The sequence below is a fragment of the Aceticella sp. 75b-Ac genome (assembly GCF_056032965.2).
In genome coordinates, this window is the sequence record NZ_CM190971.1 from 802,706 (window position 1) to 822,830 (window position 20,125).

The following is a 20,125-nucleotide window of genomic DNA, read 5'->3' on the forward strand; positions in this document are numbered from 1 at the left end:
ATATAAAAATCCGGTTTATTTTTCACATATCCATCTCTTTCTCAAAGATATTTTTTAAAAACTTTATACTATTTAACATCTCCTTGTAATGGTTATAATTAAATCTATATACCTCCATTATAACCGGACCTTTGTAACCTATAATATCTAAATCATAATTCAATACCTTAAAGTCAAAAGAACCTTCTCCCGGTAGATATAATTTGCCCCTATCATCAAAATCACAGAGATGTACATTTGTGATTTTATTACCCATCGCCTTTAAAAAATCCATTGGATCTTTTCGGCTTTTCATCGCTTGTTTGATATCAAATGTAAAATAAAGATTCTTACTATTAGAAGCCTGAACTAAATTTTTTGCAAATTCAGGAAAAGAAAACCAACACCAAAACACATTCTCCCAAGAAAATCTTATATCATATTGCCCCGCCATATCTGAAAGCTCACTGGTGATTTTGCCAATTTTCTCAAAGTCAAGTACCGGAAGTTTATTTTTATTAATTGGTGGTCCATGAAAAACATATACCTTTGCACCTAAAATGTTTGCAGCTTTTAAAACTTTTTCATATAGCTTCTTAGCATCATTCCTTTGTCTTTCTGTTGCTGCAAAAAGCTGCGGTTCAAACTGTGAGCCAAGGGCATGAACAGAATATGGAATAATATTATATTTATCAAGGGTATCTTTCATTCTTTTGCAATAATCTAAATCATATTCACTGTAAGATTCTAAAAAAACCTCGATTGTATTTATTCCCATTTCACCTATGAATGGAATTGTTTCCTCTGTCAAATATTCAGGATAAAAACTTGCAGTTGATATACCTACATTCAAAATTGCTACACCTCCTATGTCTATTTTATCATATATTTATTATTAATTGCATTTATTCTTGCGATTCTAATTGAATTTATTATATTATTCTATCATTATATCCCTTTTGCTCCATCATTTTTTAAAAATATAAAAGCTGTAGTTTAACCACAGCTTTTTTATTTTTGTGATTTAATTATTTTCTTTATATATTTCTACCTTGTTTAAAATCTGATAAGATACTTCTTCAAAGCCAATTCTATCAATCATGTCCCCAAATCTTTCTTTGGTGTTTCCATTTTCCTTATAATATAAAATAGCTTTTTCTATTATATCCATCGCTTCCTCAATAGAATATATTCCCGGAAGAACATTTCCTCGTCTTACAGCCTTACCCCATTTTCCTCCTATAAATATTTTCACTCCTTCTTTTTCGCATTTCATTGCTTCAAAATGACATTTATCAATGCAAAAACCACAGTTATTACATTTTTCTCTGTCAATTTTAAGTTTACCATCTATAACCTTTGCTGCGTTTACCCTGCAAGCTGCTTCTACTCCGCATTTTTTACATCCAAGGCATAAACTTTCATCTAATAAAGGTACCTTTTGTCCCATAATACCAATGTCATTCAGGTCCGGTTTTATACAATTGTTTGGGCATCCCCCTACGGCAATTTTAAATTTATGAGGTAATTTCACATCATAGTATTTTTTATAAAATCTTTCATGTATTTCTTTTGCTATTAACTGAGTATCAAGAAAACCAAAACCACAATAGGTTCCTTTGCAGGCTACAACAGGTCTTACCCTTGCACCGGTTCCGCCAGTATAAAGTCCAACTTCTTTAAGCTCTGCCTTTACTTTTTCAATATCCTCATATTTTATCCATGGTATTTCTATGGTAAGTCTAACTGTATAACACATATATCCTCTACCATATTTCTCCGCTATATCTGATAATTTTTGGTTTTTTTCTGAATTTAAGCAGCCATTCTCAGTGATTACTCTGCAAGAATAGTGTTTTCCATCTCTTTGTGGAATAAATCCTTGGTCTTTTAATTTAGCCTTTTCTTCCGCTGAAATTTTTTCATCCATAATTATTTCATCCTTTCTTTTCTTTCAATAGTTTATTATAATTACTTACAGCAATTTAAATTTTGAATAATAAATCATTACAGAATACTCTCAATAAGCTTATTCATTGTATATTCCTGTGGCATTATACTCACTTTAAATCCTTTATCTTCTATTGCTCTTTTTGTAACAGGTCCAATTGCCGCTATTGTGAAATTTTTAAGAATACCTATCTTATCCTCAATTATTTTGTGCATATAATTAAAGGTTGAAGGGCTTGTAAATAGTGCTATATCTATACCTTTATCAAGTTCTTTTATTAGTTTGTCCTTTATTTCAAAATTAGGCTCATTTTTATATGCAACAACTTTTTCAATATGAGCAAAATCTTTAAGGGCTCCTATCAATACTTCTCCACCAATATCTGATGTTAAAAGTGCAATTTTCCGGTCCTTGACCGAATCCTTCATTTTTTCCGCCAGTGCCTTTGAAGTATATTCTTCAGGTATTATATCGGGATATAAAAAATTTTTGTTCAGTGCCTCAGCTGTTTTACTTCCGATTGCAGCAATTTTTATTTTATTCAATTTTCTCAAATCAAACTTCTTTTCATAAACTGCTTTTGTAAAAGCTAAAACTCCATTTACACTTGTAAAGACTATATAATCATATTCGCCAATATGATCCAGCAGTTTTTTTATGTTGTCTGAAAGCAGTGTTATCTTAATTGAGGGACATAATACCACTTCAGCACCATAGTTTCTTAATAATTTAGACATTTCTGCCGACATTTCTACACCCCTTGTCAAAAGAATTCTTTTGCTGAAAAGCCTTTTTTCTTCAAACCACATCAATTTATTTCTTAATTTCACCACATCACCTACAACAATAATTGCAGGGTTTTTTATCCCCTCATTGCAGACTTTATCTGCAATATCCAACAGCTTTCCCGTTACAACCTTCTGATTTGGTGTTGTCCCGTTCATTATTACTGCAACAGGGGTATCTGAAGATTTGCCATCTTTCATAAGATTATTCACAATTGTTTCAAGATTTTTTATTCCCATTAAAAATATAAGTGTACCATTTAATTTAGCCAGTACATTCCAATCTAAACAGTGGTTTTTCTCCTCACATTCATGCCCCGTAATAACGTGAAATGAGGAACTTAAAGCCCTATGTGTTACAGGAATTCCCGCATATGATAAGACAGATATAGCAGATGTTACCCCAGGTACAATCTCGTAAGTTATACCCCTTTCCACAAGATATTCTGCTTCCTCTCCTCCTCTTCCAAATACAAAAGGGTCTCCTCCTTTTATTCTTGCAACTGATTTACCCTCTAAGGCTTTTTCTGCAATTATCTCATTTATTTTCCACTGCGGTACCTTATGCATATCAGGAAGTTTCCCGACATCAATAAGTTCCACATCATCTTTGCTTAGATTGAGAATTTCTTCATTTATTAATCTGTCATATACTAATACATCAACCTCTTTTATCAGGTCAACTGCCCTTAAAGTCAAAAGCTCTATATTTCCCGGTCCTGCGCCTATCAGATATACCTTTCCTGTCATTATTTCACCTCCACAACCATGTGTTTTTAATTATCTTTTTCTCCAAGTTTTTCCATTATTGTATCTGCCATTTTATCTATATCGTCTACAATGCCTTTTTCTTCTACTTTCATAAGCTCAGTATTTTTCTGAAATGCAACCTTAATTTTTATTTTGTCTATATTATCTTCTTTTATATATTGTGCATATATCCCAATAGGTATCTTACAATTTCCACCGAGCCTTTTCAAAATTTTTCTTTCTGCAATTGTTTCAAAAAGGGTTTTTACATCCAAAAGCATTGGATACATGCTCATAAATTCCTCTTCAAAACCTTCTCTTATTTCTACAGCAAGTGTTCCCTGACATGCTGCAGGTACAATCAAATCAACAGGAAAATACTGTGTGATTTTTTCTTCAAGACCCAGCCTTTTAAGTCCTGCCGCAGCGAGAACGATACCATCAAGATTTTCATCACTTATCTTCCTTATTCTTGTCTGAATATTCCCTCGAAGTTGAACAATCTCAATGTCCGGTCTTAAAGCTTTTAATTGGGAGATACGCCTTAAACTGCTTGTACCAATTTTTGCTCCCGCTTTAAGGTCCATAAATTTATTACCTTCACGTGATATCAAAACATCCCTTGCTTCTTCTCTTTTTAACACCGGCATTACACAGAGCTTTTCAGGTATTTCATATGGCATATCCTTCATACTATGTACAGCCATATCAATGCTGCCTTCAAGCAGTGCTTCTTCCAATTCCTTGACAAAAAGTCCCTTGCCTCCAATTTGGCTTAACGGTGCTTGTAGAAGTTTGTCCCCTTGTGTTGTTATTTTTTTAACTTCAAATTCCATATCAGGTCTATGCTTTTTCATTTCATTTATTACAATTGCTGTCTGTGTAAGCGCTAATTCGCTTCTTCTTGTACCCACTCTAAGCTTTTTTATGACCGTCGCCCTCCTTCATAATATCAAAAACAATTTCCCCATTGCAATCATTTAAAACATCGCTTTTTAAATGTCTTATCATTACATTGCACATCTTATCTGCAACCCTTTTGAGGGAAATTTGAATGTTTTTTCTATCATTTTCAGAAGCATTCTTTAATTTGTTAGCAACCCTTTCAAATTCTGTTTTGCAAACATTTTGGGCAAAAGTATTTATTTCTTTAATATATGGTTCAATTAAAAGAGTTCTAAACCAATCATTGAATTCCTTTATTGAATCGTCAATCATTCTTTCAATAATCGATATTAAACCGATACGCTTATTTTTGTTGATTTCAGCTGTTTTTTTTAGGTCATCAAGTGTATAAAGGCTTACCCCTTTGATACTGCTTATCTCAGGGTCAATATCCCTTGGAAGTGCAATATCAACCATACAAATCTTTTTATTACAATACACCTCTTTAAACCGATGATACTCAATAGTGTAATGTGGGGCATCTGTTGCACTTATGACAATATCACTTATTGCAATTCTTTTGTATTTTTCCTCATATGGTACAACTTCTATTTCTGGTATTTCATTTTTCAAATCTACTGCTCTGTAATGTGTCCTATTTGTTACATACACATTTACATCCTTTGCAATGAGATTTTTTATTGCAAGCTGTCCCATCTCACCTGTTCCTATTACAAAGGCATCCTTCCCCTTTATGTCCTCAAATACTTCCTGTATGAATTTAACTGCTATATAACTTATAGATAATGCGAGGTCATTTATTCCTGTTTCCGATCTTGCTTTCTTGGCAAGTGTTACCGCATCTCTAAAAAGTTTATTTAATATTTTTCCGGAGGTTTTTTCATCCTGTGCAATTTCAATTGCATCCTTCACTTGTACTAAAATCTGGTCTTCTCCAACAACCATTGATTCAAGCCCACAAGCGACCCTAAAAATATGTTCGATTACATCATTGCCTTTTATGCTATAAATGTATGGATCAACTATTTTCCCTATATTGAAATATTTTTTAAAAAATTCCTTTGCCTTTTGTATTTCAACCTCTCCTGAATAGAAGTATACCTCACTTCTATGACATGTGGAAAGGATAACAACCTCATTTATGCCTTTTCCCTTAAATATTTTTAAGGCATCCCTTATATGATTTCCAAATGTTACTTTTTCTCTGATTTCAATCGGTGTATCCTTCTCTATTCCGATCATTTGAATATTATTTATATCCACAGTAATTCCTCCATGTTAACCTTACCTACAAGCAAAAATTTGTATGAAATCTAAAATGCTATTTCTTTTTTTAGTTCTTCCATATCCGATACTTTTAACGGATAATTAATTTCAGGTCTTTTAATTAAAATAACTGGAATATTAAGCATCCTTGCCGCTTTAAATTTTTCTAAAACGCCGCCTGTTATACCGCTTTCCTTTGTAATGATGACATCTGCCCCTGCCTGCTTAAACATATGATAATTTAAATCAACACTAAAAGGACCTTGCATAGCTATAATATCAGATGGTTTAAGACCTAAATCCTCACATTTTTTTATAACAATGCTTACCGGCAGAACCCTTGCAATCATCCTTTTGCCTGCTTTGACTAAGGGCATAAATATTTCAAGGTTTTTGCTTCCTGTCGTCAAAAATATATTATCAAATTCAAAAGCCTTTTCCAATGCTTCCTTATAATCATTCACAATAATAGATTTATCATAGTAAATGGTTTTTCTTTCATACCTTATATATTTTATATTAAGTTTTTTACATACATTGATTGCATTTATGCTTATATCCTTTGCAAAGGGGTGTGTTGCATCTACTACAGTATCGATCCCATTTGACTTGACAAAATCCATCAGGGATTTTTCGTCAAGGATTCCTATATGCACCTTCACCCTTTCATCGTAAAGGCTTGCACCATATTCTGTTGTGGTACTTGCAATTACATCAAGCCCTGATTTGCTTAAATGGTTAGCTATTTCTCTGCCATCTTTTGTCCCTGTAAGGCACAGTATCATAGTATATATCCCCTTGGGGTAATCATTCTATCTTTTTCTACATATGTCTTTTCATTGCCAATAATTATAACTGTAGTCATATCAATATCATGATTAAGCATATCATTAAGTGTAGTTATTACAACAGACTGTTTTTCTCGTGATGCGTCCTTAACGATACCAACCGGTGTTTCACCCTTCTTATATTTTATCATAATTTTTTGTGCTTTTATAATATTATCCGGTCTTTCCTTGCTTTTAGGATTATACAAAGCTATTACAAAATCAGCTTTTGATGCAAATTCTATTCTCTCTTCTATAAGATTAAGAGGTGTTAGGTGATCAGATAAACTTATTACAGCAAAATCATGCATTATTGGTGCGCCAAGTATTGATGCCGCAGAGCTAAAAGCGCTTACACCGGGTATTACCTCTATATCAACATTAATCCCTCCCTTTGCAGCAACCTCATACATAAGACCAGCCATACCGTAAATCCCTGCATCTCCACTGGATATAATACATACCTTTTTACCCTCTAATGCCGGTTTTAAGGCATCCTGACATCTTAAAATTTCTTTTCTCATACCTGATGATAATATTTCCTTACCTTCTATCAAAGGTTTAACAAGTTTTATATATGTTATATATCCAATAACAATATCACATTCCTGTAAGGCTTCCCTTGCCCGTAACGTCATGTCTTTCAAATTACCTGGTCCTATTCCGACAACTTTAATCCATCCCATTTTATACCTTCTTTCAATTAAAATATATTTTATTACCTGCTTATTTTGTATATTGCCAACGTTATACCGTTTCCTTTTGTGTATAAAAGTTCCTGTCCATTTTCTGATAATAAATATGCGGATGGTCTTGCCACACTTCCGGCTCCAACTGTTTTTTTTACAAATTCTGAAACAGGAAAAAGATGTTCTACCTCTTCAAGCTCCTGTCTTATATAATATTTAACAGGTACTTGAAGATATTCCGCCAGTTTATTTATGCATTCTTCGTCTTTCTTTATATCCATTGTTGAAATATTTTTTACAGAATTCAAGCTTAAATTTAATATATCCATTGATTCTTTTACTGTCTTTAATAAATGCTCAAATTCTGTATTTCTTTTGCATCCTATCCCAAATACTATGTTTTTTGGTCTTAATATAACAAAAGGAATTTTTGCCGGTTTAATATTCTTTGCTGTTACATATACACAAGCAGATGCATTTCCTGTATCATTAGATAATTCAATACAAGGGATGTCGTTAAAAAATTTCTTTTCTTCTTTATCAATTATAAATATAACCTTATCCCCATTAACCAACGCACTGTTAATTTTTTTAACCGCCTCAAAATTTTCAATGTAATATCCCTTTTCTTTTGCAATCACGTCAATTGCTATAAGACCATTGACATCTGTTGCAGTTGTAATTACCGGCTGTGCACCTATGGCTTTTGATACCTCCCTTGATAAATCATTTGCGCCACCTATATGACCTGAAAGAAGGCTTATTGCAAATTTACCCCTTTCATCCAAAACAACAACAGCAGGGTCTGTTTTTTTGCTTTTTATTAAAGGGGCAATAACCCTCACAACAATTCCTGTCGCCATAATAAATATAAATCCATCATATTTGCCAAATATGCTTTTTACAAAATCGGATAGGTTACCTTCTATTTTGTTTTCATCATTAACTGCAAATTTTTCAGGTACATACAAAACCGCCTTAAGCTTTTCTGAAAGTTTTCGTGCAAGATTTGTACCATTTTTTGTTAGTGCAATTACCGCAGTTTTCATATAACCACCAAACCTTTACTCATGCTTTCCTGTAATTGTGTGAGAATGTCGCATCATAAAGCTTTGAGTATTCCTTTATATCCCCCAAAAAATCACCTATCAAAATCATTGCTGTTTTATTTATGTCATTTTCTTTTACCTTTTCTGCTATATTCTTAAGGGTTCCCTCAAATATAAGTTCATCCTCCCACGTTGCTTTATATACAACAGCGACAGGTGTATCTTCACTGTATCCCTCTTTTAAATCCTCAACTACTTTATCTATATCTTGTACACTTAGAAAAATTGCCATTGTAGCCTTGTGTTTTGAAAGTGACCGCAAAGTCTGCTCTTGCGGCACCGGGGTTCTCCCTTCGGCTCTTGTTATTATTATCGTCTGAGATACCTCAGGAAGTGTCAGTTCTTTTTTAAGTACCGATGCCGCAGCAGTAAATGAACTTACACCGGGGATAACTTCATAAGGAATTTCAAGACCATCAAGCTCCTGCATCTGTTCTCTTATAGCACCATAAATAGTAGGATCCCCTGTATGTACCCTTGCAACATCAATCCCTTTATTATGAGCCTCTTTCATAATATCTTTAATCTCATCAAGTGCCATTGATGCACTATTGTAAATAGAAGCATCCTTCTTCGCATATTTCAAAATTTCTTTATTCACAAGTGAACCGGCATATATCACAACCCCACATGATTGTATTAATTTCATGCCCTTTACTGTTATAAGCTCCGGATCACCGGGTCCGGCTCCAATAAAATATATCATATTTTTACACCCTCTTTGCTATTATTATTGATAAATAGTCAATCTTCTCTTTATATCCTTCAAGGTCATAGACTATCTTTTCCTTATCATGACCACATCTTATGATAAGAACCGCTTTAAATTTGTTTTCCTTGATAATTCTGACAATTTCGCTATAATTTTGCGATACCTTCATCAATATAATATTATCATACAATGAAAAGGCTTTCTCTATTTCCTGAATATCTCCTGATGGCACTACAACAAATGGTTGTTTGCCTTCTGCAATAGGAATGTTTACTTTCGCTGCAGCAGCATTGTATGAGGTTATGCCCGGTATTGTTTCAACTTCAAAACCTGCCATTCTCTTTAAAATATAAATAAATGTACTGTACACCATGGGATCTCCGATTGTTATAAAAGCTACGTTATTTCCGCTATTAATATATTCCTTTATAATATCAACATTTTCATCCCATTTCATTTCAAGCTGTTCTTTTGAATGTATCATAGGAAATTCCATGAACATAACTTTTCCCATTATGTAAGGTGCTGCTATTTCATATGCAATACTGTCATCGCCTGTACTTGCGGGTGCAATTACAATATCTGCCTTTTCAAGTATTTTTACTGCTTTTAAAGTAATAAGGTCTCTGTCTCCCGGACCTACACCCACGCCATATAATTTTGCCATAATTTATTCCCCCACTTTATTAAAATTATTGTCAACTTTTGAATTTCTCCCCGTTATAATAAAAACAGGATTCCTTGCTATCATCATTGTTTTGTTGCCTGCATTTTTTGATACTGAAATATTAACACATATGGATTCAACATCCAAACCCCTGTCTTTCAATATCTTTTCCGATATATATGCTGTATCAAGTGTGATACTGTTTACAACAATTACCCCACCCATTTTCATTCTTTTTAAAGAAATATCAAGTATTTCCTCCGTGGCATCACCGGAACCTCCAACAAATATCCTATCAGGTTCAGGAAGGTCCTTGAGAATAACAGGAGCTTTCCCATGAATTATTTTAATATTTTTACAACCAAATTTATCTATATTTGCTTTTATTAATTCTATACCCTCCGGATTCTGTTCAACCGCATATATACTGCCTTCTGTAGAAACAAATGATGCTTCTACAGAAACAGAACCTGTTCCTGCACCTATGTCCCATATAATACTATCCTTATTAAGCCTTAATTTTGAAATGGAAAGTACCCTTATTTCCTCCTTTGTCATTGGAACATTTCCTCTTATGAAATCGTCATCAGGTATCCCAAACATTATACATCTTGACATGTTATCACCACAACATTCATATCAAATTCATCCTTACATTTATATAGTTCACTAACCTTGTATTTGCTAATTTTTTCATTTTCATATGAAAGATTTTCACCGATATATATTGTTTTTTCATAAATCCCATTCTCCATAAGCAATTTTGCAATATACTGAGGCGTATGCCTTTTATCGGTTAAAACTGCGACTTTTTTATATTCTTTCACCTTTGATATAAGCTCCTGCTCTCTTCCATGTAAGCTTACAACTACCATATCATTCATTGAAATTTTAATTTTTGAAAATATGTACTGTATTGAGCTTATGCCAGGAACAATTTCAATATCTGATTTCTCTTTATATCTTAAAATAACATCTGTTATTCCGTATAATAACGGGTCCCCTGATGCAATAAAAACAATATGCCCCTTCTTTTTAAATATCTCTTGATAATCTGTATTTGCATTAATAATAATTTTTTCACACGTCATATCACTAAATAATTCAAGATTTCGGTTTCCACCTACAAGCACATCAGCAGATTTTATTTTTTCTAAGGCAATCGGAGTTATATATTTTTCATCGCCGGGTCCTATTCCAACAACTGTTACCATTCTATTATATCACCAACCTTTGATAGAAGTCCCCTCTTTAGTGAAATAAGATGAACCTCAATATTAAGTTTATCATATACATGCTGCTTACATCTTAAATAGACTTTATCAGCAATAAAACTGCCAAATTCTTTCATATCAATTCCAGATTTTTCTACAATGTCAAGTGCTTCTTCTGTTGTATTTGAATCTAAAATTTCATCAACAACAGGTTTACCTGCGCCAAAATGTGCGGCATATGCTGCCATAATCTCTGCCCTTGCATCAGCTAAATGGCTGTATGTGTTAAAGATACCTGCTGCCACTTTAATAAGCTTTCCAATGTGTCCTGCAATAACAACATCTTTAAATTCATACTGAACTGCTTTTTCCAACATAAAACCAAGATAATTACCGTAAGATATAACAAGGTGCTGGTCTATCGCTTGTTTTAACATGTAATCTTTTCCATAATTTCCAGGAGCAAATACAACCTGTTTTTTCCCTTCAGCCGAAAGTATGGAAAGCTCCATCTCAAGGGATGTTTTCAATGCCTCTTCCGACATAGGCTCAACAATACCTGATGTGCCCAGTATTGAAAGACCTCCGATGATTCCGAGCCTCGGATTAAAGGTTTTTTTAGCAACCTCCTCACCATTGGGTATACTCAAGGTTATATTAACACCTTTTCCTTCAGGAAGTACATCCTTTACTTCTTTAAATATCATGGACATCGGAACAGGATTTATAGCAGGATTTCCGGGTTTTACAAGAAGCCCCGGCTTTGTAACGGTTCCTATGCCTTCACCGGCAAAAATCTTTATGGTTTCGTCATCATTTATTTCAACCTTAGAATATATAATAAGCCCATGTGTTGCATCAGGGTCATCTCCTCCATCTTTTCTGACACCACATTTTACCCAATTATCAGAACGGGTTATATCTAAAATATCAAGTGTAAGATGCCAGCCTTTAGGAGTATCTATTTCAATTTTATCAACTGTTTCACCTGTAAAGAGCATGTATGTTGCCGCTTTTGAAGCAGCTGCAGCACATGAACCTGTTGTATAACCGAATCTTAGTTTCTTCCCCTCTTTAACTGTATAGATTTTCATACCATCACCAGCTTATATATAGATTTTTCATTTCCTTTCTAAAGTCATTCTATCATATACATAAGTGCATTAATTATAGCAGCAGCTATGTTGCTTCCACCTTTCCTGCCCTCTGTAATTATATATGGAATACCCAGTTCCTTTACTGCCTCCTTGGATTCAGCCGCACCAACAAACCCTACCGGCACACCTATTATAAGGTCAGGTTTTAAAATGCCCGATTTTATAAGTTCTGCCAGCTGAAAAAGGGCTGTAGGTGCATTTCCTATAACAAATATCTTATTTTTTTTGTCTTGTGAAGCAATTATCATAGATGCCATAGACCTTGTAATAGATTTTTCTTTTGCTAAGGATAATACCTCAGGAGCATCTATAAAACAGTTTATATCACAGCCAAATCTTTTCAATGTTTTTTTATTTATTCCTGCCATTGCCATTTTTGTATCCGTAACGATATTTGAACCTTCCTTAATGGCTTTTATTCCTGTATCTATTGCCTCCTTGCTTATCTTTAATATGTCTGCAAATTCAAAATCAGCTGTGGTATGTATTACCCTTTTTACAATCTTTAATTCCCTCTCATCAAACCTTTTCTCATCAATATTTTCACCTATTATTTCGAAACTGCGTTTTTCTATTTCTTTTGGGTTTTTAATATACATAATTTACCTCCTTTTTTATCACCTTAATATAATATAAACCATTGCTAAGGTTGTAAGCTCTGCAAGTTCATTTATGGCTCCAAGGGTATCCCCTGTCATTCCTCCTATCCTTGCAGAAATATAATATGTTTCCAGATATGCCATTATAAGTACAACTGCTGTAATAGCAATCAACCATTGTACAGGAAATATAAAATAACCTATAATCAAAGTAATAACAGCAGAAATCATAAATTCCCTATATCCAATCTTGCCTATAAGAAGACCTCCAAGCCCTTTACCTTCTCTTGCGGATTTGCTTATCATAATTGCCAAAACCTGTGATAATCTGCCAATCATTGGTGTAATAATAAGCACAGCCATGATATAATTGTCATCTATGTTGGTTAAAAACGATATCCTCAAAATTATCATAAATAATATCACAAGTACCCCATTTGTCCCAAGCCGTGAATCCCGCATTACCTCAAGCATTCCTTCTTTATTCTTGTTGCTGAAAAGCCCGTCAAATGTATCTGCTAAACCATCTATATGAAATGCTCCTATTAAAACATAAGAAAAAGCAATAATGACTGTCATAACAATTTCCCGCGGAAAAACACTTTTAAGCAATAGATAAATTAATAAAGATAGTATACCTACAACAAATCCAACTATTGGAAAATATGCCGTACTTTTGGGAAAATCATCATCTTTCAAATCAATTCTTATCGGTATCGGAATCCTTGTCATAAATTGAAGGGCTATTATCAATCTTTTTATTTCTCTCATATTAACACCCTTTTATCTTTATAGGTATTCCAGATACAGTTAAATAAACGACCTCAGCAGCTTCAGCTATTTTCATATTCATCCTACCTGCAATATCCCTGAATATTCTACCAAGTTTATATTCCGGAACAAGCCCCATACCTATTTCATTCGTAACAATTATAGTATCTCCGGCACGCTTCAATGCACCTTCAATTATTCCATCCACCTCATCTGATATTTTTCCTTCTAAATCATTAATTTCATCTAAACTAAGGTTATCTCCTGTCAAATCTTTTTCCATTATAAAATTCGTAATCATAACGGTTAGGCAATCAAGAAGTATAACTTTTTTCTCACTGCTTATAATGATATTTTTAAGACCCTTAAATGCCTCAACTATACCCCATTTTTCGGATCTTCTTTCTCTATGCCTTCTTATCCTTTCCTTCATTTCATCATCAATCGGAATTGATGTTGCAATATAAAGAACACTTCCTCCTCCATATTCCAATGCCATCTTCTCAGCAAATTCACTTTTACCTGAACTTGCGCCACCTGTTACCATTATTAGTCCCATTTCATATCCTCCAATGCGGTAATTAACTTCATATTCTCGTCATGTTTCTTAACAGCAACCCTGAAATACCTTTTGTCAAGATATTTAAAATTTGATGCATCCCTAATTAATATACCTTCCTTTATAAGTCTTTCTTTCAAAACATCAACATTACCCTTTTTAAGCTTCAATAATATAAAGTTAACATTTGTTTCGTAAACTTTTAAATAATCTATTTTCTTTAATTCATTCAACATAAAATTTATCTCATTATTTATATACCTTCTCGTTTCGTTAATGTATTCCTTATCTTTAAATATTTCCCTTCCAATCATATCCGCAAATGCATTTACTGTCCATGGTTCTTTATAGTCCTCCATTTTCAATATCATTCGAGAAGAACCTACTCCATACCCAAGCCTTAAACCCGGCATTCCAAAAAATTTTGTAGCTGCCCTTACAACAAATAAATTATCAAATTCTTTTACATAGGATATTACTTCATATTTTTCGTAGTCATAGATAAATTCAATAAATGCCTCATCAACCATGACAGGTATATTTAATTCTAAGGCTTTATTTAAAAGATACCGTATTTCTTCATGATTTATGGGCTGTCCAGTTGGGTTATTGGGATTCCCTAAAATTATTGAATCTGCCTCATTAATCATCTCTGCCATTTCGGAAACATTTAATTTAAAACCTTCCTCCTCTTTAATTCTGTAATATATAGGTGCACCGCCTTCCAGCTTTACCGCCCTTTCATATTCTGCAAAAGCAGGGGATGGAATTAAAGGCTTTTTGATATGTTTGGCACGTGCAAAAAGATGAATTAATTCGGCAGCACCATTACCGACAATTATATTTTTGAGAGGATAAGCTATATACTCTGATATAGATGTTTTTAACTCCCTATATTTTATATCAGGATATTTTGTCAAAACCACATCTTCTATTACTTTTTTCACACATGGTGGTACACCAAGGGGATTTATATTTGAGCTGAAATCAATCATCTCAATATTATAGTCATAAACATTTCCGCCGTGCTCATACATCTTCATTTTAATTTTCATTCCTTCCGCTACTAAGGGATAAACAAAATTACCTTAATATAACCTTACTCGAAAAACCCAATATATGTAAATGGCTTATTATAAAGTAAATTTGCAATATCATGGGTATTTATCTTTTTATATACAACAATACAACATGTTGATGGTCCGCCTGATTTATATACATCGAGGCTTTCTTGATACTGATTTTTGACTTTTAGCCCTGTAATTTCTTCAAGAACTTTTAATTCATATTTGATTCCTTTTGAACCAACAGGTACTGCTTCAACAATCTCACAGCAGTCACATATACTCATATAATCTTTAAGTGTAAGTACATCATCTGATGTAAGAACCTCCAAACCTACACGTGGATAGCCCATCAAAGCAATATCCATGCCACTTAAGACTTTTTTTATCTTCAAATCTTCCTTCTTCGCTTTTGCCACTACTGTAATACCAACAGCCGTCATAGATGTTTCAAAATTTTCCTCTGTGCTTCCGGTAAGCAAAACATTAAAAAACCCATTTTCATCAAGTTCATCCTTTATACCCTTTATAATTTTTTCACCTGTAGGACTCATTTCATTTGAAAGGGTATCTGAAATAATTACAGGTTTCGCTCCAACGGAAAGAGCTTCAGATAATGCAACCCTTACTGATGACCTGCCGACTATTTCTTCATCAACCTTTATTCTATCATTAGGTTTATTACCGATTGAACCGGTACTGTCACAGGATACGACATAGGCATTTTTATCTTCATATATTATAATGACATCTCTATATCTTTCGATCATCTTTATTACCTCGATTTATAGAACCTTGAACCAATTACTTCATAAAGCAATGCTGCCAAAAATATATTTACGAATGAAGCAATTGTAAGAGGCAATACCCATCCTGCAAAAAATCCCCATCCAAAAATAGGAACCATGGTTAGTATCGAAATAGGTCCGTTTAAAATTGTTCCGACAAGCACCGCAATATATTTATTAAATTTTTTGTAGAAAAATTTAAACAGCCATGCACAAACCGCCATCTCAACAGCAATCAAAAGATGTATCGGCAATCCAAGAGGAAATCCGGATGTTACAGCTGTAAGCATATGTCCAAGGTAGATTACCAATGCCCCATACCATCCCCCAAGAGATAATGCAGCAAAATAGCCGGGCAGTGAATCAAAGGCAACGGTATTATATATCTTAATAAGTGCTCCGACAGCACTTAATGCTATAAGCATCGCAAGAAGTGTTAAGGTCTTTATATCTTTAAATGATACCTTATTATCCCTATTCATCTTAATAAACCTCCTCGAAAAATCATTTGTTTAACTATAAAAAATACAACAAGTCCTAAAATTGATGATACATACATAAGCTTTAAGCTGCCCATGATATGTTCCGGCGTTATATTATACTTGCCATCACCTATTGTCGGTTTGATTTTAGGTTTTCCAAAGTAATAATTAAGTCCTCCAAGTTTGATATTCAAAGCTCCGGCTACCGCCGCTTCTCCATGGGCACTGTTAGGGCTTTCATGTTTTAGCCTGTCTCTCATTAATATTCTGAAACTTTCTTTAAAGTCATATCCTGTTAGAAAAGCAGCTATAACAATCAAAATCCCTGTTATTCTGGCAGGAATAAAATTTAGTATATCATCAAGTTTTGCTGATGCATATCCTATATTCGCATATTTTTCTTCTTTGTATCCCACCATTGAATCTAAGGTACTTGCTGCTTTATATGCTATAACTAAAGGTGCACCGCCAATAAATGCATAAAACATCGGTGCAATTATTCCATCAGAAATACTTTCAGCAACAGTTTCAACAGCACCTCTTGAAACACCTTCTACATCAAGGTTTTCTGTATTACGGCTTACAATAAATGAAAGCTTTTTCCTTGCATTATCGAGATTTCCGGTTTTAAGCTCCTTATAAACCTCAAGTCCCGCCCTCTGAAGGTCCTTTGTTGCAAAACATGTATATATCAATATTATACTTAAAACTATACGCAAAATAGGATTTATTAATCCAGCCGTATATAAAGCCAATAAAACCGTAAAAAATGAAATACATACGGTAAATCCACATAGAAAAAATCCTGCAATCTTCTCTTTTTTACTATCAACAGCAAATTTCTGTAACCTGTTATAAAGGAATGTAATCAGTTTGCCAATAATCCTTACAGGATGTGGATATCCCTGCGGATCCCCAATTATTACGTCAAGTATATATGCCGCTATTACCTCCATCAGTCCTGATATCCTTTCATTATTTCATATATCTTTTTAATATCTGTACTTTCCCTTACTATATCAGCAAGAGCGTCATATTCTCTTTCCTTATATGCCTTGTAATCCAAAATTTCATCTATTGCTGAAAGCCCTTTCTCTTTTCTGACCATATTTATAAATGCTTTAGTAAAATTATTATTTTCAAAAATCCCATGTATATATGTTCCAAATACCCTGCCATCTTTACTTTCACACCCATCTTCTATTTCCTGTTTTACACCATTTCTCTCATATATTGTACAGAAAGGCTTATCACTTAGAATAGACGTTTCCCCCATGTGAATTTCATATCCGTTAATATCAAGTCCTTCAAAAGGTTTCATGATTTCCGGCAGATTACCCTTTATTTTAGCTCTAAGGCGTGTTGTCATTTTTTCTTTTTCTATAACTGTTTTAATGTCAAGTAATCCTAATCCTTCTGTTTCTTTTACAGAACTCTCAATCATATATGGGTCAAGTATAGTCTTGCCAAGCATCTGATAGCCACCACATATACCTATAATAAATGTGCCCTTCTTTCTTAATGCCTGTATTTCATCAAAAAGCCCATACTGCTTTAAAGCTTTTAAATCCCCAATGGTATTTTTTGTACCCGGAATTATCAAGACATCACATTTCCCTATACTATCGCCTTTATTTATATACCTTAATTTCACATCAGGAATTCTTTCAAACGGATCAAAATCAGTAAAATTAGATATATGTGGAAGATTTACAACCGCTATATCAATAGAACCATTATTAGCATTTTTATAAAATCTTTCAGTAGCTCCATCCTCTTCATCAATTCTTATATCAGTATATGGAAGAACTCCCAGCACCTTTTTGTGTATTATATCTTCAAGCATAACAATACCCGGTTTTAAAATCTCAATATCTCCTCTGAACTTATTGATTATTATCCCTTCAATACGTTTTTTTTCATCTTCCTTTAACAAAAGAAGTGTACCTGCAATAGATGCAAAAACCCCTCCTCTATCTATATCTCCTACAAGAATAACCGGTGCATTGACAATCTCAGCCATTCCCATATTTACAACATCTCTTTCCCGCAGATTTATTTCCGCAGGACTCCCTGCACCTTCTATAACAATAATATCATGGTTCTTACTTAGTTCTTTAAAATCATCTTTTATCATATTAAGAAGTTCCGGCTTGAAATTCTGATATTCCTGTGCCGACATATTACTGTGAACCTTACCTCTTAATATTACCTGACAATTTTTATCTGAACTCGGTTTGAGTAATACAGGGTTCATAAGAACCATCGGTTTTAATCCTGCTGCCTCCGCCTGTGCCACCTGAGCTCTTCCCATCTCTAAACCTTCTTCTGTAATGAAGGAATTTAAAGCCATATTTTGAGATTTAAATGGTGCAACTGAATATCCGTCCTGTTTAAATATGCGGCATAGTGCTGTAACCAATAGACTTTTCCCAACAGATGATGCAGTACCCTGTACCATAATCTTTAGCGTCATTTTAACTTCCCCCTTGCTTCAAACTCAAAGCATTTATTAACAAATCTTTTTACGGCATCCGGATATGCATATAGATTTATATGGACATATGTCGCAAGACAATTTTTATAAACATATCCACAACTCCATTTGTCATTTTTATCAGGTTTATGAACTACATATGAAACATTCTGCAATTTTCCTTTTAATTCCGAATGATGAAATTCATGTCCTCTAACAATACTGCCTTTGTTAAACAATACATTATCCATTATAACCTCAGCTTCTACATATCCAAAATGCTTAAGTCCTTTTGTCATCATTATATCTGCATCATATATTCCCACCATTGGAAATACATTACCATCAAGGTCTTTTATACTGTTTGTAAGATACATTAAGCCTCCGCATTCAGCATATACCGGCATACCATCATCAATGGCATTTTTAATTGAATCCATCATATGAATATTTTGGCTTAACTCCTCTGCAAACATTTCTGGAAATCCTCCGCCAATATATATACCTGAAATCCCCTCCGGAAGATTTTTATCATGTATCGGACTAAATGGAATAAGCTTAGCACCATATTCTTCAAAAAGCTTAAGCCCGTCCATATAGTAAAAATTGAATGCTTCATCACATGCATACGCAATTTTTGTCGGACAGGGGGACAGGGACCTTGTCCTGTCGGACAAGACCCTGTCCCCCTGTCCGACCTCCTTAAGTATCATATCAATATCAATATATTCCTCTATATATTGATACAATCTTTCAAATTTCTCTTGGAGCCCTGTCATCTCATATGTAGGAACAAGCCCAAGATGTCTTGAAGGCAAATCAAGTACAACATCCCTTGGCAGATATCCAAACACTTTAATTCCAAGGTCACGTTCAATACATTCCCTTAAAAGTTCAAAATGCCTTTGTGCCCTGATTTTATTTATAATAACACCAATGATATTCACATCTCTATCATATTTCATATATCCAAGCACTATTGCTGATATGCTTGCAGCCATAGACGAACCATCAACTACAAGTATTACCGGTATTTTCAGGATTTTTGCAACATCTGCACTGCTTCCCTTCGATGTTGTACCCATTCCATCATACAAGCCCATTACTCCCTCAATAATAGAAATATCTGCTTCCTTGGAATCATGAGCAAAAAGAGATTTTAAATTTTTTTCACCAAGCATATACAAATCAAGGTTGCCGGAATAATTCCCAGTAACATATCTGTGATACGTGCTGTCTATATAATCCGGTCCTATCTTAAAAGGAGCTACCTTATATTTTTTTGAAAGATATCCCATAAGCCCAAGGCTTATTGTGGTTTTACCTGCTCCCGAATGTGTACCTGCAATCATAAAAGCTCTAAACAATCCCTTA

General features: G+C 33.9%; 22 protein-coding genes. All 22 read right to left on the reverse strand.

The genetic code is table 11. The features are described from left to right. Positions 1–22: 22 nt before the first annotated feature. The 22 genes from AC0LWJ_RS04290 to AC0LWJ_RS04395 all read right to left on the reverse strand — a co-directional run bounded on the left by AC0LWJ_RS04290 (position 23) and on the right by AC0LWJ_RS04395 (position 20,118). On the reverse strand, positions 23–832 hold the full coding sequence (locus AC0LWJ_RS04290) for a sugar phosphate isomerase/epimerase family protein (protein ID WP_474238143.1): 810 nt from the start codon (positions 830–832) through the stop codon (positions 23–25). Positions 833–1,003: 171 nt separating this feature from the next. Continuing rightward, positions 1,004–1,909: a ferredoxin-like domain-containing protein gene (locus AC0LWJ_RS04295; RefSeq protein WP_474238141.1), complete on the reverse strand. Its 906-nt coding sequence runs from the start codon at positions 1,907–1,909 to the stop codon at positions 1,004–1,006. Between the two features lie 77 nt (positions 1,910–1,986). After that, the gene (gene cobA / locus AC0LWJ_RS04300) at positions 1,987–3,465 is read right to left on the reverse strand and encodes a uroporphyrinogen-III C-methyltransferase (protein ID WP_474238138.1); all 1,479 of its coding nucleotides are present in this window, start codon (positions 3,463–3,465) and stop codon (positions 1,987–1,989) included. Between the two features lie 26 nt (positions 3,466–3,491). After that, positions 3,492–4,379 (reverse strand): hydroxymethylbilane synthase, encoded by an 888-nt coding sequence (hemC, locus tag AC0LWJ_RS04305; protein ID WP_474238136.1) that lies wholly within the window; start codon positions 4,377–4,379, stop codon positions 3,492–3,494. Between the two features lies 1 nt (position 4,380). Next, positions 4,381–5,634 carry a glutamyl-tRNA reductase gene (gene hemA, locus AC0LWJ_RS04310; protein ID WP_474238133.1) on the reverse strand — a complete coding sequence of 418 codons (1,254 nt, stop codon included), beginning with the start codon at positions 5,632–5,634 and terminating at the stop codon, positions 4,381–4,383. 50 nt (positions 5,635–5,684) lie between these two features. Further along, positions 5,685–6,422 (reverse strand): precorrin-6A reductase, encoded by a 738-nt coding sequence (cobK, locus tag AC0LWJ_RS04315; RefSeq protein WP_474238131.1) that lies wholly within the window; start codon positions 6,420–6,422, stop codon positions 5,685–5,687. Then, the gene (gene cobJ, locus AC0LWJ_RS04320; protein ID WP_474238130.1) at positions 6,419–7,150 is read right to left on the reverse strand and encodes a precorrin-3B C(17)-methyltransferase; all 732 of its coding nucleotides are present in this window, start codon (positions 7,148–7,150) and stop codon (positions 6,419–6,421) included. Before cobJ ends, cobK begins: the two co-directional genes overlap by 4 nt. 32 nt (positions 7,151–7,182) lie before the next feature. Continuing rightward, the gene (gene cbiG / locus AC0LWJ_RS04325; RefSeq protein WP_474238129.1) at positions 7,183–8,202 is read right to left on the reverse strand and encodes a cobalt-precorrin 5A hydrolase; all 1,020 of its coding nucleotides are present in this window, start codon (positions 8,200–8,202) and stop codon (positions 7,183–7,185) included. 19 nt (positions 8,203–8,221) lie between these two features. Further along, complete coding sequence (cobM, locus tag AC0LWJ_RS04330) at positions 8,222–8,968, reverse strand: precorrin-4 C(11)-methyltransferase (protein ID WP_474238127.1); 747 nt, start codon at positions 8,966–8,968, stop codon at positions 8,222–8,224. A 4-nt stretch (positions 8,969–8,972) separates the two neighbouring features. After that, a complete protein-coding gene (gene cobI / locus AC0LWJ_RS04335) occupies positions 8,973–9,641 on the reverse strand; it encodes a precorrin-2 C(20)-methyltransferase (RefSeq protein WP_474238124.1) in 669 nt (222 codons plus the stop codon). 3 nt (positions 9,642–9,644) lie between these two features. Continuing rightward, positions 9,645–10,259 carry a precorrin-6Y C5,15-methyltransferase (decarboxylating) subunit CbiT gene (gene cbiT / locus AC0LWJ_RS04340; RefSeq protein WP_474238121.1) on the reverse strand — a complete coding sequence of 205 codons (615 nt, stop codon included), beginning with the start codon at positions 10,257–10,259 and terminating at the stop codon, positions 9,645–9,647. Continuing rightward, entirely contained in the window at positions 10,244–10,855 is a 612-nt protein-coding gene (gene cbiE / locus AC0LWJ_RS04345) for a precorrin-6y C5,15-methyltransferase (decarboxylating) subunit CbiE (RefSeq protein WP_474238119.1), read from the reverse strand. The genes cbiT and cbiE overlap by 16 nt, the downstream gene beginning before the upstream one ends. Beyond that, complete coding sequence (gene cbiD, locus AC0LWJ_RS04350; RefSeq protein ID WP_474238117.1) at positions 10,849–11,949, reverse strand: cobalt-precorrin-5B (C(1))-methyltransferase CbiD; 1,101 nt, start codon at positions 11,947–11,949, stop codon at positions 10,849–10,851. Before cbiD ends, cbiE begins: the two co-directional genes overlap by 7 nt. A gap of 44 nt (positions 11,950–11,993) precedes the next feature. Next, a complete protein-coding gene (locus tag AC0LWJ_RS04355) occupies positions 11,994–12,611 on the reverse strand; it encodes a precorrin-8X methylmutase (protein ID WP_474238115.1) in 618 nt (205 codons plus the stop codon). Between the two features lie 18 nt (positions 12,612–12,629). Then, complete coding sequence (gene cobS / locus AC0LWJ_RS04360; protein ID WP_474238112.1) at positions 12,630–13,382, reverse strand: adenosylcobinamide-GDP ribazoletransferase; 753 nt, start codon at positions 13,380–13,382, stop codon at positions 12,630–12,632. A gap of 1 nt (position 13,383) precedes the next feature. Continuing rightward, positions 13,384–13,941, reverse strand: coding sequence for a bifunctional adenosylcobinamide kinase/adenosylcobinamide-phosphate guanylyltransferase (cobU, locus tag AC0LWJ_RS04365; RefSeq protein ID WP_474238108.1), 558 nt, complete (start codon positions 13,939–13,941; stop codon positions 13,384–13,386). Beyond that, the gene (cobD, locus tag AC0LWJ_RS04370) at positions 13,932–14,984 is read right to left on the reverse strand and encodes a threonine-phosphate decarboxylase CobD (RefSeq protein ID WP_474238231.1); all 1,053 of its coding nucleotides are present in this window, start codon (positions 14,982–14,984) and stop codon (positions 13,932–13,934) included. The genes cobU and cobD overlap by 10 nt, the downstream gene beginning before the upstream one ends. A 56-nt stretch (positions 14,985–15,040) precedes the next feature. Continuing rightward, positions 15,041–15,775, reverse strand: a complete 735-nt coding sequence (locus AC0LWJ_RS04375; RefSeq protein WP_474238104.1) for an AIR synthase related protein — start codon at positions 15,773–15,775, stop codon at positions 15,041–15,043. 5 nt (positions 15,776–15,780) lie between these two features. Beyond that, positions 15,781–16,275: an ECF transporter S component gene (locus AC0LWJ_RS04380; RefSeq protein WP_474238100.1), complete on the reverse strand. Its 495-nt coding sequence runs from the start codon at positions 16,273–16,275 to the stop codon at positions 15,781–15,783. After that, entirely contained in the window at positions 16,272–17,231 is a 960-nt protein-coding gene (gene cbiB / locus AC0LWJ_RS04385) for an adenosylcobinamide-phosphate synthase CbiB (RefSeq protein ID WP_474238098.1), read from the reverse strand. The genes AC0LWJ_RS04380 and cbiB overlap by 4 nt, the downstream gene beginning before the upstream one ends. Next, complete coding sequence (locus AC0LWJ_RS04390) at positions 17,231–18,751, reverse strand: cobyric acid synthase (protein ID WP_474238096.1); 1,521 nt, start codon at positions 18,749–18,751, stop codon at positions 17,231–17,233. The genes cbiB and AC0LWJ_RS04390 overlap by 1 nt, the downstream gene beginning before the upstream one ends. Next, entirely contained in the window at positions 18,748–20,118 is a 1,371-nt protein-coding gene (locus AC0LWJ_RS04395; RefSeq protein ID WP_474238229.1) for a cobyrinic acid a,c-diamide synthase CobB, read from the reverse strand. Before AC0LWJ_RS04395 ends, AC0LWJ_RS04390 begins: the two co-directional genes overlap by 4 nt. Positions 20,119–20,125: the final 7 nt, after the last annotated feature.